This is a genomic window from Streptomyces sp. B15, assembly GCF_018070605.1.
In the GTDB taxonomy this organism is placed as follows: Bacteria; Actinomycetota; Actinomycetes; order Streptomycetales; family Streptomycetaceae; genus Streptomyces; species Streptomyces smyrnaeus.
On record NZ_JAGPXJ010000017.1, the window covers coordinates 40,582 to 55,912 of the forward strand.

The following is a 15,331-nucleotide window of genomic DNA, read 5'->3' on the forward strand; positions in this document are numbered from 1 at the left end:
ACCGCCTTACTCTCGGCCGATGTCAGGTTCGCTCCCTCGCACGCTCGCGCATCCTCCGGCCGTCGGCAACCGGAGGCCGAACGCACTCGCCTGGCCGGAGGGGCGCATCGATGATCTCCTGGGAAGGAAGGTCCGGGTAAGGCCGGTTGTCCGACGCATCGGAGAAGGAGACGTTGCCCGGTGAGCGCGGTGGTTGTCGGCGTGGACGGATCCGAGGAAGGCCTGGGCGCTGCCCGGTGGGCGGCTGCCGAAGCCGCCTGGCGCGGTGTCGGGCTGCGCATCGTCACGGCAGTGAGCCGGTGGGAAGTGCCCGGTGCCGACTCCGGTCCCGCGCGTGGCGGGGCGGTTCCCCGGCCACAGCAGAACCTCCGGGCAGCGGCGCAGGCGGCGAAGGAGATCTCGCCGAAGATCGATGTCCATGACGAGGTGCTCGGCGAGGATCCAGCGCGCGCGCTGCTGCACGCCGCGGAGGGCGCGCCCGTGCTCGCTATCGGCTCCCGGGCGCTCGGACCGGTTGCCGGATTCGTCCTGGGCTCCGTCGGGCTGTCCGTGATCGCCCACGCCACCATGCCGGTTGTGGCGGTGCGGCAACAGGTCGCGAGGAGGCCGGGCACTGCGCCCATCGTCGTCGGGCTGGATCTACGGCACTCCTACGGACCGCTGCTGGACTTCGCCTTCGAGACCGCGGACCGCCGTGGCGCGGCGCTTCGTGTCGCGCACGCGTGGAGTGCGCAGGGCCTCTACGCCTATCCGTCCGCACTGCCGGACCCGACCGTACTGGAACGCGTGGGCGACAGTGCCGAGGCAGAGCTGAGCCAGGCACTGAGCCCCTGGCGGCGCCGCTTTCCGCGCCTGGGAGTCGACACCGAGCTGGCGATGGGGGCCAGCGCCCCGTTTCTGGTGGAGAGCAGCACCGACGCGAGCCTGCTGGTGGTGGGCCGTCGGCTGCGGGGCCACCCGTTCCCCACACGAATCGGTCCGGTCACCCATGCGGCCCTGCACCATGCGGCCTGTCCGGTCGCCGTCGTGCCGCACGAGTAGCGCGCGTCGTCAGCGCGCCACGCGGCGTCGCCGCAGCCAACGGCGCAGCTCGTCAGTGCCCCAGACCAGTACGGGGAACGTGAGCAGCAGCAGTACGACGTCCCAGGGCAGCGGAGCGGTCCCGAAGACGCTCTGGAAGGGCGGCGCCCAGACGAGCACGGACCTGGCCAGGACGACTTCACTCGCGCCGGTCTCGGCGAAGTGGTGAAGGTCTCACACGTCGCCGGGGGGCTTCAGCCCGGCGAAGCAGTGCGCAGCGTGTCGAGGGCTGTCTGGATGCGTGCGGTGGCTTCCTCGGCGATCGGCTGCATCTCGGTGCGTTCGGGCACGGAGACCATGACGATGGGGTCGAGCGCCTGTACGAGGGTCTGGCCGTTCTCGGCTGTGCGGACCACGACATTGCACGGGAGCAGCAGGCCGATCTCCCGTTCGACGTCCAGGGCGCGGTGGGCCAGTTGTGGGTTGCAGGCGCCCAGGATCACGTAGTTCTCCATGGTGTGGCCCAGCTTTTCCCGGAGGGTGGCAGCCACATCGATCTCGGTGAGCGTGCCGAAGCCTTGTTCCTTGAAGGCTTCCTTCACTTTCGGGACAGCTTGGTCGTAGGGCAGGTCGAGTGTGATGGTGCGGGCGTAGTCCATCTCTTCGTGTTCTCCCTGCTTGAGCACAGTCTCGCCCCGATTGACGCTTCGTCGGGCGGGGTGACGCTGTTACCGGGTGTGGATGGTACGGCCGGTCACCTGATCGGGATGGATGCGGATCCACAGTTCACGCTTCCCGCCGGCCCAGGGTTCGGCTCCCGGTCGGGCAGTGAGGGATTCGATCGTGCCGGGGTCGGTGAGGTGGTGGGCCCTTCCGGTGATCAGGACGCTCCAGCCGCGGCCGTGGTGTTCGTCGATATGGTCGGCTTCGAAGGCGGCGTGGTCCCCGTCGGCTGCGGCCGCCGTGCCGCCTGCTTCGGTTCGGTAGACGACGGTGTGGCCGTCGACCAGGAAGTTCACCGGCAGGATCACGGGAGCCGGTTCGGCGGTCAGGCCGATCCTGCCGATGCCGTGGGTGCCGAGCCGTTGCCAGCACTCGTCCTCCGAGAGCCGGGCCAGCATGGGATGGGAGGCGGCGGCCTGCTGGCCGGGTTCCGGCTCGCGCGGACCTTCCCTCAGTTCGTCGTACGGCATCTCCAGGACAGCGGCGAGACGCATGAGAGCGGCGGGGTCGAAGTCGTCGCTCAAGGTCTCGACGCGGTTCAGGTAGGCGACGGACATACCGGCCCGGCGTGCCACCTCCTCCTCGGAGAGCCCCAGTTGCTCGCGGCGCACGGCACAGCGGGTCGCGATCGTGTCGTCGCGTGGTCGGCCGGAGTTTGGGTCAGCAGCGCTTGGGCGCGGCCTGTCGTCGTGCATCGTCCCAGCCTCCAGACGCCGCCTGACGCGGCCGTGCTGTCGCTCGTCCTTCCGCGATGCGTGAGCCGCCTGTTCCAGGTCAGCAGAGCGTGGGAGCACCTGCCAGTGGTGTCCGACCGATCGGGCGAGGGGCCCGCACACGGTCCTGACGACCGGCTCTGCCTCAGCGCCGCATCAGCGCAGCGCTGGAGGAACGTCCACACCCTCGGTTCTGCTCAGGTGGATGCCGTCCCGCCGTCGAGTACTGGACTCGTGCGGAGCCGGTGGCCATGGATCTCCCGCACGATGCGGTCGGCCAAGAGCTCGACTGCCTCGGCCGTCCTGGTCGTCAGACCGGTGCCGAAGCCTGTGTCCGCAGCCTCGACGCCGTAGACCACGAGGTGCTGGGGGAGACGGCCCAGGGCGCGGGCGAGCCGGAGCGCGTCGCCCAGGCCGAGGCCGTGAGAGCTCGCTTCTGCGGCGGGCGGCAGCTTCAGGTCGTCGGTGTCCCAACGGTGCACCCGACCGGGAGCCGGTCGTGAGGTCCGGGCGGCGTCGACCACGACGGCCAGGTCCGCTCCTTCCCACCTCGCGATCAGGCGAGCGGGCTCCCCGTCGCTCACGTGGAGTCCCACGGAGAGGGACAGCGTGCCCTCCTCAATGTGGCGCGCGAGGCGGGCGATCACAGCAGGGCCGACACCGTCGTCGCGGCGGTGAACGTTGCCGATCCCGATAACGGCGATGTGCGGGCAGGCGTGCGGGGGGCTCATCCCCTCCTTCCTACCGCGCCCCGGGTATCAAGCAGTGACACCCGCGCGAGGCCACCGTATGGAGGGACGACGGGCGTCCGTCTGGCTCCCTCCTCGCCGTGGGTCGATCCGGCAGGCGGGGGCGCACTTGATACTGGCCGCGTCCCAGCCCCCGTACCGGGAGATGAGCGATGACTGTCGGCACATCGGCGAGCACGGTGCTAGACAAGGACGGAGTGGACGCGCTCATCACGCTGCTGGCCGGAAGCGGACGCACGGTGATCGGGCCGACCGTGCGTGACCAGGCCATCGTGCTGGCCCAGATCGAGCGCGGCGCCGATCTGCCGTACGGGTGGGGTGTGGAGCTGGAGGCGGGGCACTACCGGCTGCGGTCCCGAGCCGATGGCGCGGCCTTCGCCCACAGCGCGGGACCCCAGTCGTGGAAGACGTATCTGCATCCGCAGCGCGAGCGCCAGTGGACCGCGGACCTCACGGCAGACGGCGGCATGGAGATCAGGGCGGAGACGAGCCCACCGCCGACGTACGCGTTCATCGGGGTGCGGCCCTGCGATCTGCGGGCGATCGCCATCCAGGACCGGGTACTGGGCGGTGGCCCCCACGCGGACACGCGGTACGCGGCACGCCGTCGGCAGGCATTCGTGGTGGCGGTGGAGTGCACCGAGCCCGGCGCCACCTGCTTCTGCGTGTCCATGGGGACAGGACCTGCCGTCGGCCCCGGCTACGACTTGGCGCTCACCGAGGTGGTCGACGGCGGCGGGCATCGCTTCCTGGCCCGGGCCGGCAGCCCGGAGGGCGAGGAGGTACTGGCCCGGTTGCCGCACGTCCCGGCTGACGAGGAGACCGCCGGGACGGCCCGCAGGCTGGTGGAGGAAGCGGCCGGGCGGATGGGCCGCACGATGCCGGAGGTGGACCTTCGGGCGCTCATGCAGGAGACGCTGGACGCCGAACGCTGGAACGACGTCACCGCACGCTGCCTGACCTGCGGTAACTGCACCATGGCCTGTCCCACGTGCTTCTGCACCAGTGTCGAAGACGTCACCGATCTGACCGGTGAGCACGCGGAGCGGTGGCGGCGGTGGGAGTCCTGTTTCGACGTGGATTTCACCCACCTGTCCTCCGGCCCTGTACGGGCGTCACCGCTCAGCCGCTACCGGCAGTGGCTCACTCACAAGGTCGGTACCTGGCACGACCAGTTCGACAGCACGGGATGCGTCGGCTGCGGCCGGTGCATCGTGTGGTGCCCGGTCGGCATCGACATCACCGAGGAGGCACACGCGCTCAACGCCGAGCGGGCCGCCGTCTCGGACGACGGCGAGGTGTCGCGGTGACGGCCGGGCGGCGCGACTTCCTCGACGCCCTGCCCCCGGTGCACCGCGGCTGGCTGCTCGGCTTCGCGCACGAGGTCACCCTGTCGGCGGAGACCCGGATCTTCGACGAGGACGACGTCGCCGACCGGTTCTGGATCCTGCGCAGCGGCCTGGTCGCGCTCGATGTGCAAATCCCAGGACGCGGCACCGTTGTCGTGGAGACCATCGCGGACGGAGAGCTCCTCGGCTGGTCCTGGCTCTTCGAGCCCTACCGCTGGCATCTGGGAGCCCGCACCCGCAGCGCGGTGCACGCCTGGGAGTTCGACGCCGCCCGGGTACGCGCGGCGATGGAGGACTCTCCGACCGCCGGGCTGGCACTCTTCCGCACCATCGCCGACCAGGTGATCGGGGAGCGGCTGCGTTCCGCACGTACCCGGTTGCTGGACCTGTACGGGAGCGACAAGCGCCACGCATCCAGCTTCCGGGGCGCGGTCGGATGACGGTCCTCGCCCCGGAGGCCGCCCCCGCGTTGCCGCCGTCGCCCTACCGGGTGGTGGACCGCCGACGTGAGACCGGCGACACGGCGACGGTCGTGCTGGAGCCGGTGCGCTCGGCACTCCCGCCCTTCTCTCCAGGCCAGTTCGCCATGGTGTTCGGCTTCGGGGTGGGAGACATCCCGCTGTCGGTCTCCCGTATCGAGGGGGACCGGCTGACCCACACCATCCGTTCCGTCGGAGCGATCTCCGCCAGGCTGGCGAGCCTGGAGGCCGGCGCCCCGGTGGGCGTGCGCGGCCCCTTCGGCACGGGCTGGAACCTGACCTCCGCGACCGGGCGGGACCTTCTGATCGTCGCGGGAGGGCTCGGTCTGGCCCCGCTCCGTCCACTGATCACTGCGGCACTCACGGCTCCGCAGCGGTACGGGCGGGTGAACGTCCTGATCGGAGCCCGAAGCCCCGGCGACCTCCTCTACGCGGGCCAGGCCGAACGGTGGCGTGACGCCGATGCTCGTGTCCTGGTCACTGTCGACCGGCCCGACGATGCATGGCGCGGCGACGTAGGGGTGGTGACCGGGCTGCTCAACCGTGCCGACTTCGACCCTGACCGGACGGCGGCGTTCCTGTGCGGTCCCGAAGTGATGATGCGGGCCACCGCCCGCGATCTCGTGCGCCGTGGCGTTGCTCCCGACCGGATCCAACTCTCTCTGGAGCGCACCATGCACTGCGGCACCGGACACTGCGGCCACTGCCAGCTCGGCCCCCTGCTGCTGTGCCGGGACGGACCCGTGGTGCCCTGGAGCCGCGCCGAACCGCTGCTCTCCGTCCGGGAGTTGTGAGATGAGCGACCAGGAGCGGGAGAACGGACGTCCCCGGCTGGCGGTCTGGAAGTTCGCCTCCTGCGACGGCTGTCAACTGACCCTGCTCGACTGCGAGGATGAGCTGCTCGCCCTGTCCGGAAAGGTGGAAGTGGCCTTCTTCCACGAGGCGGTCACCGCCCCGGACGAGGGCATGTACGACCTGTCGCTGGTCGACGGCTCCATCACCACCCCCGAGGACGCCGAACGAGTACAGCACGTGCGCGCGGTCTCCCGCCGCCTGGTGACCCTCGGCGCGTGTGCGACCGCCGGCGGCATCCAGGCGCTGCGCAACTACGCCGACGTGGCCGAATTCCGGGCAGCCGTCTACGCCGGCGACGCCTATATCGACACCCTCGCCACCTCGACCCCGATCAGCGCCCACGTGCCGGTCGACTTCGAACTGCGTGGCTGCCCGATCGACCGCGGGCAGCTGCTGGAAGTGATCACCGCCTACCTGGCGGGCCGCACCCCGGACACACCCGCGCACAGCGTGTGCTTCGAATGCAAACGACGCGGGACCCCCTGTATCGTCGTGGCCCGCGGCATCCCCTGCCTGGGGCCGGTCACCCACGCGGGATGCGGAGCTCTGTGCCCCGCTTACGGACGCGGCTGCTACGGATGCTTCGGCCCGTCGTACTCCACGAAGTTCCCCGCCTTCATCCCACTGCTGCGCCGCGACGGCATGAACACCCTGGACATCGTGCGCGTGCTGCGCACCTTCAACACCGCCGCGCCGGAGTTCGACGCCGCCTCCCGGAAGGAGGAACTCGGATGAGCGCGGACACCGAAAGAGAACTGCCCTTGGGCGCCCTCACCCGGGTCGAGGGCCAGGGCACCCTGCGCTTGCGGCTGCGAGGCGACCAGATCCTCGACAGCAAGCTGGCCATCTACGAACCGCCGCGCTTCTTCGAGGCGTTCCTGCGTGGCCGCTCCTACACGGAACCACCGGACATCACTTCCCGCGTCTGCGGGATCTGTCCGGTCGCCTACCAGATGAGCGCCTGCCGCGCGCTGGAGGACGCCTGCGGGGTCACCGTCGGCGGACAGTTGGCGGCCTTGCGCCGGCTGCTGTACTGCGGGGAATGGATCGAAAGCCAGACCCTGCACATCTACCTGCTGCACGCACCGGACTTCTTCGACTGCTCCGACGTCGTCGAACTCGCCCGTCTCAGCACGACGGACGTCGAGCGCGGCCTTCGTCTCAAGCAGGCGGGCAACGCAATCGTCGAGCAACTCGGCGGACGCTCCATCCACCCGGTCAACGTCCGCCTCGGCGGCTTCTACCGCGTCCCCAACCGCACCGAGCTTCGCCCCCTGGAAGAGCGCTTGCGCCGCGCCCGGGACGATGCGGAGGCGACGGTGCGATGGGTGGCCGGCTTCGACTTCCCCGAAGCCACCAGTGACCACGACTTCCTCGCCCTCGCCGAGCCCGGCACCTACGCCATCGAGTCCGGCACCCCGACCGTGCTGCGTTCGTCCAGCGCGGAACCGGAGCCCCCGCGTACCTTCCCGCTGAGCGACTTCAGCGAGCACGTCGTCGAACACCAGGTGCCCTACTCCACCGCCCTGCAAGCCCGACTGGACGGGCGCCGCCACCTCACGGGCTCCCTCGCCCGCTTCGCCATCAGCGGCCGGTGGCTGCCCGCGGAGATCCGTGAACTGGCACGGGATGCAGGTCTCGGCGATCCCGCTCAGGGAGCGGTGTGCCGCAACCCCTTCCGCAGCATCGTCGTACGCGCCATCGAAGTGCTCCACGCTGTGCAGGAGGCGCTGCGCATCATCGACAACTACGAGCCACCGCCCGCCCCCCACGTCGACGTCCCCGCCCGCGCAGGCACCGGCCACGGTGCTACGGAGGCACCCCGAGGCCTGCTCTACCACCGCTACACCCTTGACTCCGCCGGCACCGTCACCGCCGCCGTGCTCGTCCCGCCCACCTCACAGAACCAGGGCGCCATCGAGGAGGACGTACGACGCGTGCTGGAAGCACACCTGCCAACCGGCTGCACCTCCGATGAAGAGCTCGCCGCTTGGAGCGAGCGCGCCGTGCGCAACCATGACCCGTGCATTTCCTGCTCCGCCCATTTCCTGCGCCTCTCGGTGACGCGTGAGGAGTGACCGTGCGGCCTCCCGCAGATGGGCAAGCGCCCAGAGTTCAGCCGCGTTGGCTGATTCGAAACCGAAGAGGCACGCTGGTAAGCGAGGAAGGCGTCAAGGAGGGGCGCTGGATGCGGTCGACGGTCATCAACGATTGCCCCTGAGTGACCACACAGGTTCTGGGACTGTTTCCCCCGGCTGCGGCTGCCGCATGCGTGTCCTGTTCGGCGCGTCGCCCCCGTCTTCGTGACCCCGCGCCTCGGGTGCGGATCAACGCAGGCCGCACACCCCCGCCGTGCTGTGGCGATGTTCTGGAGGTCGCTGCCTGAGGAGGCATCATGGGCACTCGGCACGCGCCCGCCGCACACGAGGGGAGTACGCGGCGGGCCCAGCAGCCGATCGAGCAGGACGCCACCGAGTACGGGTCTCCTCGCACGGTGGGTGACGTCATGACACAGACGGTCGTCGCGCTGGGCCGTGAGGCCGACTTCAAGCGCATCGTTCAGACCATGCGTGAGTGGAACGTCAGCGCGCTGCCCGTCCTGGAAGGTGACGGCCGGGTCATCGGTGTGGTGTCCGAAGCCGATCTGCTGCCGAAGGAGGAATGGCACACCCAGGAGAGCTCTCTTCACCACTCCTACGCGTACTCCGAGAAGCTCGCCAAGGCAGCCGGCGGAACCGCGGCTGGCCTGATGACCGCTCCCGCGGTGACGGTACATCCGGAAGCCCTGGTCAGCGAGGCAGCCCGCGTCATGGCGGAGAAGCGAGTCAAGCGGCTACCGGTGACGGATGCCGATGGCTGTCTGAGAGGGATCGTCAGCCGCAGCGATGTGCTGAGCATCTTCCTCCGCCCCGATGAGGAGATCGCGAAAGAGATCCAGGACTCGATCCTCGACCCGATGGCGGAGACACTGGGTGAGGTCAGGGTCGCTGTGCAGGACGGCGTTGTGACTCTTTCCGGGGACCTTGGTGACTCGCACTTCGTTCCCCTGGTCGTGCGCAGCGTGCTCTCCGTGGAAGGCGTGGTGAACGTCCACTTCGCCGTCTGACCCCGCCTCGTCACCACTGCCTGTTCGCGGAGGCGAAGGGGGAAGCGGACCGCGACAGGGCGGGTTGCTCCGCGTGGACACCCCACCCTGTCCGGCGGCAATCATGTGACAGCCGAGCCGCCCGATGCGGCGAGCGCGGCTGCGGGTGCCCCGGTACTTCCGGTACTTTCCGGCTGCTTGACCTCACGGTGGACATCGAGACCACCGTCGGCGACCTCCAATCCGGCGGTCCCTCAGCCGGGAGGGACTTACGCACTCACGCCTTGGACATCACGCTCGGCAATGATCAGCAGTTGCTGGGCGAGGTCGCGCATGGCTCTGCCCGCCGCCAGCTCGTCGCCGATCTCCGGCACGTTCGTATCCGTCGGATGGCAGTGCGCGGATCCGCGGGCGGTGAGTGCCGTGGCCCCGGTGTCCAGCACTACGTGTGCTTTCGTCGTTCCCTCGTCGTCCTCGAAGAGGTCGAGACGGACCTTCCATTCCGTGGTGTGTGTCATGACTCTCTCCTCGTCCTTGTACCGGGCGACGGTCTCGACACGACTTCGTGCGGCCGGGCCGTGCGCCGCGCGGTGGGTCGGATGCGTACGGCGAACCTTGTGACGTCAGGAGCTGACCTCCAGCAGGTCGCTGGTCCGTCCCCCACCTGCTTCCATTATCGAACGGATGAGGCTTCGTTCGACAACGGAAGCAGGTCCGGCAGACGCCACCGGCCACATGCGCTGCGGCAGGGATTGGGGTATTCCTGGGTAGAGAGACATCTACCGTCACTTTCGGTGTTCCTACGCGACGGAGGGCGTCGCCATGCAAAGTCGCTGGTCCGCTTCTCATGACTGAGCGTGGCGCCCACAGGGGGTCGGTGCCTCCGGAGCCACGGGCGGAGGTGTGCGAGACCCACACCGCGGTCGTGTTCTTCGCCGGCGACCGGGCCTACAAACTCAAGAAGCCGGTTGACCTGGGCTTCCTGGATTACACAACGGTGTCGGCTCGCCGATCCGCGTGCGAGCGCGAGGTCGATCTCAACCGCCGTTTCGCCCCCGATGTCTATCCGGGTCTCGGCGAGCTCCGTAGCCCCGGTGCGCAGGCGCCCGAACCACTCGTGGTGATGCGCCGCATGCCCGCGGACCGCCGCCTCTCCCGCCTGGTACGAGAGGGGGCCGTTGTCGATGACTCCCTGCGGACCGTGGCACGGCAACTGGCCGCCTGGCACGCGCAGGCGCCCCGCGGCCGGGAGGTGGACGAGCAGGGCACGCGGGACGCGCTGTCCGCGCGCTGGGAGGCCGGCTTCGCGCAGGTACGTCCGATGACAGCCGACGGATTCGCGCCCGAAGAGGTGGACGAGATCGAGCGGCTGGTTCGCCGCTATCTCGCCGGCCGCAAGAAACTGTTCGACTCCCGGATCGAGCAGGGGCGGGTGGTCGACGGCCACGGCGATCTTCTCGCCGAGGACATCTTCTGCCTCGACGACGGCCCTCGCATCCTGGACTGCCTGGAGTTCGATGATCATCTGCGCTACGTCGACGGCCTCGACGACGCCGCCTTCCTCGTCATGGACCTGGAACAGCTCGGCGCACCGGAGGCCGCGGCGTACTTCCTCGCCCGGTACAGCGAGTACTCCGGTGACCCCGCCCCCTCTTCCCTGCGGCATCACTATGTCGCCTATCGCGCGTTCGTCCGCGCCAAGGTGTCCTTGATCCAGGCCCGCCAGGGTGCGCCGGGCGCGGAGTCGGCGGCACGACGGCTGGTCTCGGCAGCGCTGCGTCACCTGCGCACCTCCACCGTGTGCCTGACGCTCGTGGGCGGTCTGCCGGGCAGCGGGAAGTCCACGCTCTCCGGCGCGCTGGCGGACCGGCTGGGGGTCACGCTGCTCAGCAGCGACCGCCTCCGCAAGGAGCTGGCGGGCCTCCCCGTGGAGCAGTCCGCCGCCGCGAACTACGGCGAAGGCCTCTACACGCCGGAGTGGACAGCCAGGACATACACCACTCTGCTGGAACGCGCAGCCGCCCTGCTGTCCTCCGGTGAGTCCGTCGTCCTGGACGCCACGTGGTCCGATTCGGGACAGCGTGAAGCGGCACTGCGGGCTGCCGAAGGCGTCGGCGCCGACCTGGTGGCCCTGCACTGCCACGTGCCGGACGACGTGTCAGCGGCCCGCCTGAGCACCCGCGCCGGCGGAACATCCGACGCCGACGTCGACATCGCCCAGGCCATGGCGGCCAGGGAGGCGCCTTGGCCCGAAGCGGTCGCGGTCGATACGAGCGGCCCGTTGGAGTCCGCGGTCGCCCAGGCACTGGCAGCCGTACGTCCGTGGGGGACCAGCCAGGCACCGGTCTTCCGCCGCCCCTACATGGAGCCGGACTGAGGCAGCCGGGCCCCGGCCCCCGGCACCCCTGAAAAGCTCCTCAGCGCGGCGGCAGGGGAGCCAGGCCCGGCCGGTCGCAGGGCACACCTCCAGCGTCAGCGATCCGGCCGGGGCCTCGCGGTTGGTGCGGAACAGCGGGCGGCGGGTGCGGCAGGCGACCCACCTTGGCGGGCCGATGCGGGCACAGCTCCCGCCGGGGCAAGTGAGTGATCTGCTTCACACCCTGTCACAGCGGTCGATGGTGCGGTGACTTATGGCCGGACACCCGCAAACGGAGGAGACAACCATGACCGGGAACACGCATGTGGTCGTGATCGGTGGCGGATACGCGGGCGTGATGGCCGCGAATCGGCTGACACTGCGCACCGACGTGACCGTGACGCTGATCAACCCGCGCCCGGATCTTGTCCACCGGGTCCGCCTCCACCAGCTGGTGGGCGGGTCCGACAACGCGGTCGTCGCCTACCAGGATGTCCTGGCCGAGCGGGTCCGGCTCGTGGTCGACACCGTCACCAGGATCGACGCGGCCGAGCGCAGCGTGAGGCTGGCGGCCGACAGCACGCTCCACTACGACTACCTGATCTACGCCGTGGGCAGTGGCAGCGCGGATCCGAGCGTGCCCGGCGCGGCCGAGTTCGCCTACCCGATCGCCACCCTGGAGGAGGCACAGCGGCTGCGTGCGGTTCTCAATGCCACGCCCACGACGGCTCCGGTGACGGTGGTTGGTGCTGGCCCCACCGGCATCGAGACCGCCGCCGAGCTGGCGGAACAGGGCCGCCGGGTGACTCTGGTCTGTGGCGGCGTGCTCGGCCCGTACCTGCACACGCGGGGCCGGCGCTCGGTTGCGAAGCGGCTGGCCACGCTCGGTGTGACGGTCATCGACGGCTCCGACGCGAAGGTGACGGCGATGACCCGCGACGCCGTGCGGCTCGCCGACAGTCGTGAGCTGCTGAGCGAGGTCACCATCTGGACCGTCGGCTTCGGCGTTCCCGACCTGGCCGCGCGCAGCGGGCTGAGCATCGACGCCGTGGGTCGTCTGCTCACCGACGAGACGCTGACGAGCGTGGACGACGCGCGCATTCTCGCGGCCGGAGACTCGGCGGCACCGTCGAACCAACCGCTGCGGATGAGCTGCTTGAACGCGACACCGCTGGGCGCGCGGGCCGCCGACACCGTGCTCAGCCGACTCTCGGGCGAGCAGCCGGAGACCATCCACCAGGGGTTCTACGCCCAGTGCATCAGCCTGGGCCGGAGCGCCGGCATCTATCAGTTCGCCAATCGGTCCGATGTCGCTGTGTGGCTGCACATCGACGAGGGCATGGGAGCCAGAATCAAGGAGATGGTCTGCAAGGGCATCCCCGGGCACCTGTCCAAGGAGGCGCACAAGCCTGGTTCGTTCCGCCTGCACCGCGCACCGGGAGGCGTCGCCAAGCGTCGGCAGCTGCTGCACGCCAACGGCGCCCACCACGCCGAGGCACCGGCCGCCCCCGACCGGGCGGCCTGACCGATGTTCACCGCGAGGATCCTGCTACGAACGCACGCGAACGCGGTCGGCCACCACGGCCTACCGCGAAGGACGAGGAGCGGGGACGAGAGATGAGCAAGGGGGCCGCCGACCCGGCGACCGAGGCCTTCCTCGCCCACCGCAACCTGCTCTTCACCGTCGCCTACGAGGTACTCGGATCGGCGGCCGACGCCGAAGACGTCCTCCAGGAGACCTGGCTGCAATGGGTCAAGGCCGACCGGGTGCAGGTGCGCGACCAGCGTGCCTTTCTGATCCGGATCACCACCCGCCAGGCGCTCAACCGGCTGCGTACCGTGAAGCGTCGCCGGGAGGCGTACGTCGGCCCCTGGCTGCCCGAGCCGCTACTCACCGCGCCGGACGTGGCCGAGGACGTCGAGCTGGCCGAGAGCATGTCGATGGCGCTGATGCTCGTCCTCGAGACGCTGTCACCGACCGAGCGTGCTGTCTTCGTGCTACGCGAGGTCTTCGACATCAGCTACGGCGAGATCGCGGCCGCCGTCGACAAGAGCCCTGCGGCCGTCCGCCAGATCGCCCACCGCGCACGCCGGTACGTCGCTGCCCGTCGCCCCCGCCAGGTGGTCTCCTCGAACGAGGGCCAGGCGGCCCTGGAGTCGTTCCGGCGCGCCGTGGAAATCGGCGACCCGCAGGCCCTCCTCGATGTACTTGCCCCCGACGTCGTCCTGATGAGCGACGGCGGCGGCATCAAGCACGCCGCGCTGCGGCCGGTCAGCGGCGCCGAGCGGGTGGCCCGGATGTTCGCCGGCGGCATCGGCAAGGTCGGAGGCACGATCACCACCGATCCGACCGTGATCAACGGCAACCCGGCACTCCTCGTCCGCTTGGACGGCGAGATCGACGGCGTCATGGCGATCAGTGTCGAGAACGCCCGCGTCACCGGCCTCTACTACGTCCGCAACCCCGAAAAGCTGTCCCACGTCACTTCCGCAATCCCGCTCACTCTTCACTGAACACCAACGGACTGGGTCTCGGATCAGAAAAGAAAGCAGATTGATGACCATGACGGCGCATGGAACGGTTTCGCTGCTGCCCCTGCACTGCGCCGACCGGGGCAGCGGGGAGGTCGCCGACCTGGTCGCGTTCCTGGCCGGTGACAGGGCGCCGTTCAACGCCGGCAGCGTGTCCACCATCGCTGGCGGCCGGCTGGCCGGACGGCATTGACCTCCAGGATGATTCCGTGGATCAAACAACCAGCAACGAGCAGGTTGCCACCCTTGCCAACACGTACTCCCCGAAGACAGATACCGCACGGGCCCTCGGGTCCTCGTTCCAGTTGGCGAGCCGGCTGCGGATGTCGCGTTCGAGCGCTTGGACGGAGCGGTGGACACCGTGCTTGAGCTTCTCTTGCGTGAGTTCGGCGAACCACCGCTCCACGAGGTGCAGCCACGACGAGCTCCTGGGTGTCCTGCTGACCAAGGGAGACCCGCACGAACAGCAGGGCAAGATCGACATCTCCCGGCTGGCGCAGCACTTCCGGGCGGTCGGAACAGTCCGGGAGAAGGGCGACGAAACCTATCGCGTCTTCCTCAAGACCCACGCGGTGACTCCGAGCGCCTGCTGGATGATCGGCAACTCGCCGAAGTCGGACATCGGGTGCGCCTCCAACCCGAAGGTGGCAGTTCCAAGGAGCTCCGGCGCTGTGTGGGCGACTGTGTATCCGACGGGGTCGCCTGCCTGTGCGGGAGATATCGGGTGGTTACGCAGAGCGGTGGGGCGCCTGGTGCCTCAGGCGCCGGGGGTCCCCGGCGCGCCGTATCGGGCGAGCATGGTCAGCACCGCTTGGTCGACCGCGTTGGTGATGGCGAAGTCGTCGGGCTCCCAGCGCGCGAGCAGCATCCGCGGCCAGAACACGTAGTTGGAGATCATCCCGAGGAACTGGGTCGCCGCCATCTCCGCATCGTCAAGCCGTGCCGTGCCGGCGGCGTTTTCCGCTTCCAGGTAGCGGCGGACCGATTCGAAGTAGGGCATCTTGCCGAGATTGAACTGGGTCTCGCCGAGCTCGGGGAAGCGCGGTACCTCGGCGATGACGATGCGGAAGAGGGCGGCCATGCCGGGCTGGGTGAGAAGGTCCACGTAGCGGCGTCCGATGGTCTCAAGTCCTGCGCGGAGGTTCCCTTGCTCGGGGAGGGGCGCCTCCTCGTCGTCGACCTGCCAGTATTCGGTGACGATCGCCTCGAACAGGGCTGCCTTGGTGGTGAACTGCTTGAACAGAGTCGCCCTCGACACTCCGGCCGCCTCGGCGATGCGGGCCAGCGAGGTGCCGTCGTAGCCGGAGTCGAGGAACAGCTTCGTCGCTGCCTCGATGATGGACGTCCGCTTCTGCGCTGCCACGCGCCGGTGGTATTCCGAAGGCTGTGCCGTCATGCCCTCCAGTATGCCTCTCGCTACAAGGTGAGTCACTTGACTCACCTCCAACCCTGCTCTTACCTTGAGAGAGG

At 69.4% G+C, this 15,331-nt stretch carries 17 protein-coding genes; 11 read left to right on the forward strand and 6 right to left on the reverse strand.

What is annotated here, in order from left to right; translation table 11 throughout:
• Positions 1-180 precede the first annotated feature (180 nt).
• The gene (locus KBY19_RS37490) at positions 181-1,041 is read left to right on the forward strand and encodes a universal stress protein (protein WP_185015928.1); all 861 of its coding nucleotides are present in this window, start codon (positions 181-183) and stop codon (positions 1,039-1,041) included.
• 9 nt (positions 1,042-1,050) lie between these two features.
• Here KBY19_RS37490 and KBY19_RS10820 read toward each other — a convergent pair whose 3' ends face one another.
• From KBY19_RS10820 to KBY19_RS10835, 4 genes are all read right to left on the reverse strand, one after another.
• Positions 1,051-1,200, reverse strand: a complete 150-nt coding sequence (locus tag KBY19_RS10820) for a hypothetical protein (RefSeq protein ID WP_185015927.1) — start codon at positions 1,198-1,200, stop codon at positions 1,051-1,053.
• A gap of 74 nt (positions 1,201-1,274) precedes the next feature.
• Positions 1,275-1,679: a DUF302 domain-containing protein gene (locus tag KBY19_RS10825; RefSeq protein WP_099876928.1), complete on the reverse strand. Its 405-nt coding sequence runs from the start codon at positions 1,677-1,679 to the stop codon at positions 1,275-1,277.
• Positions 1,680-1,748: 69 nt separating this feature from the next.
• The gene (locus KBY19_RS10830; protein ID WP_307842560.1) at positions 1,749-2,354 is read right to left on the reverse strand and encodes a pyridoxamine 5'-phosphate oxidase family protein; all 606 of its coding nucleotides are present in this window, start codon (positions 2,352-2,354) and stop codon (positions 1,749-1,751) included.
• Positions 2,355-2,653: 299 nt separating this feature from the next.
• On the reverse strand, positions 2,654-3,187 hold the full coding sequence (locus tag KBY19_RS10835; RefSeq protein WP_099876922.1) for a hydrogenase maturation protease: 534 nt from the start codon (positions 3,185-3,187) through the stop codon (positions 2,654-2,656).
• Between the two features lie 170 nt (positions 3,188-3,357).
• Between KBY19_RS10835 and KBY19_RS10840 the strand changes: the two genes are divergently transcribed.
• From KBY19_RS10840 to KBY19_RS10865, 6 genes are all read left to right on the forward strand, one after another.
• Positions 3,358-4,515, forward strand: coding sequence for a 4Fe-4S dicluster domain-containing protein (locus KBY19_RS10840; RefSeq protein ID WP_210965661.1), 1,158 nt, complete (start codon positions 3,358-3,360; stop codon positions 4,513-4,515).
• On the forward strand, positions 4,512-4,994 hold the full coding sequence (locus tag KBY19_RS10845) for a Crp/Fnr family transcriptional regulator (RefSeq protein WP_210965680.1): 483 nt from the start codon (positions 4,512-4,514) through the stop codon (positions 4,992-4,994). The genes KBY19_RS10840 and KBY19_RS10845 overlap by 4 nt, the downstream gene beginning before the upstream one ends.
• Positions 4,991-5,827: an FAD/NAD(P)-binding protein gene (locus tag KBY19_RS10850; RefSeq protein WP_210965662.1), complete on the forward strand. Its 837-nt coding sequence runs from the start codon at positions 4,991-4,993 to the stop codon at positions 5,825-5,827. Before KBY19_RS10845 ends, KBY19_RS10850 begins: the two co-directional genes overlap by 4 nt.
• 1 nt (position 5,828) lies before the next feature.
• The gene (locus tag KBY19_RS10855; RefSeq protein ID WP_185015925.1) at positions 5,829-6,623 is read left to right on the forward strand and encodes an oxidoreductase; all 795 of its coding nucleotides are present in this window, start codon (positions 5,829-5,831) and stop codon (positions 6,621-6,623) included.
• Positions 6,620-7,966, forward strand: a complete 1,347-nt coding sequence (locus KBY19_RS10860; protein ID WP_099876907.1) for a Ni/Fe hydrogenase subunit alpha — start codon at positions 6,620-6,622, stop codon at positions 7,964-7,966. The genes KBY19_RS10855 and KBY19_RS10860 overlap by 4 nt, the downstream gene beginning before the upstream one ends.
• Positions 7,967-8,283: 317 nt before the next feature.
• Positions 8,284-8,994: a CBS domain-containing protein gene (locus KBY19_RS10865; protein ID WP_099876904.1), complete on the forward strand. Its 711-nt coding sequence runs from the start codon at positions 8,284-8,286 to the stop codon at positions 8,992-8,994.
• A 248-nt stretch (positions 8,995-9,242) separates the two neighbouring features.
• Here the strand turns inward: KBY19_RS10865 and KBY19_RS10870 are convergent, their stop codons facing one another.
• Positions 9,243-9,491 (reverse strand): DUF1876 domain-containing protein, encoded by a 249-nt coding sequence (locus KBY19_RS10870; protein WP_099876902.1) that lies wholly within the window; start codon positions 9,489-9,491, stop codon positions 9,243-9,245.
• Between the two features lie 329 nt (positions 9,492-9,820).
• Here KBY19_RS10870 and KBY19_RS10875 point away from each other — a divergent pair, with 329 nt between their 5' ends.
• From KBY19_RS10875 to KBY19_RS10890, 4 genes are all read left to right on the forward strand, one after another.
• The gene (locus tag KBY19_RS10875) at positions 9,821-11,350 is read left to right on the forward strand and encodes a bifunctional aminoglycoside phosphotransferase/ATP-binding protein (RefSeq protein ID WP_210965663.1); all 1,530 of its coding nucleotides are present in this window, start codon (positions 9,821-9,823) and stop codon (positions 11,348-11,350) included.
• A 286-nt stretch (positions 11,351-11,636) separates the two neighbouring features.
• Positions 11,637-12,854, forward strand: a complete 1,218-nt coding sequence (locus KBY19_RS10880; RefSeq protein WP_210965664.1) for an NAD(P)/FAD-dependent oxidoreductase — start codon at positions 11,637-11,639, stop codon at positions 12,852-12,854.
• 92 nt (positions 12,855-12,946) lie between these two features.
• Positions 12,947-13,843, forward strand: coding sequence for an RNA polymerase sigma-70 factor (locus KBY19_RS10885; protein ID WP_099876893.1), 897 nt, complete (start codon positions 12,947-12,949; stop codon positions 13,841-13,843).
• A 49-nt stretch (positions 13,844-13,892) separates the two neighbouring features.
• Positions 13,893-14,054 (forward strand): hypothetical protein, encoded by a 162-nt coding sequence (locus KBY19_RS10890; RefSeq protein ID WP_210956415.1) that lies wholly within the window; start codon positions 13,893-13,895, stop codon positions 14,052-14,054.
• Positions 14,055-14,618: 564 nt separating this feature from the next.
• On the opposite strand, the gene KBY19_RS10895 is transcribed toward KBY19_RS10890, so the two are convergent.
• Entirely contained in the window at positions 14,619-15,257 is a 639-nt protein-coding gene (locus KBY19_RS10895) for a TetR/AcrR family transcriptional regulator (protein ID WP_099876882.1), read from the reverse strand.
• Positions 15,258-15,331: the final 74 nt, after the last annotated feature.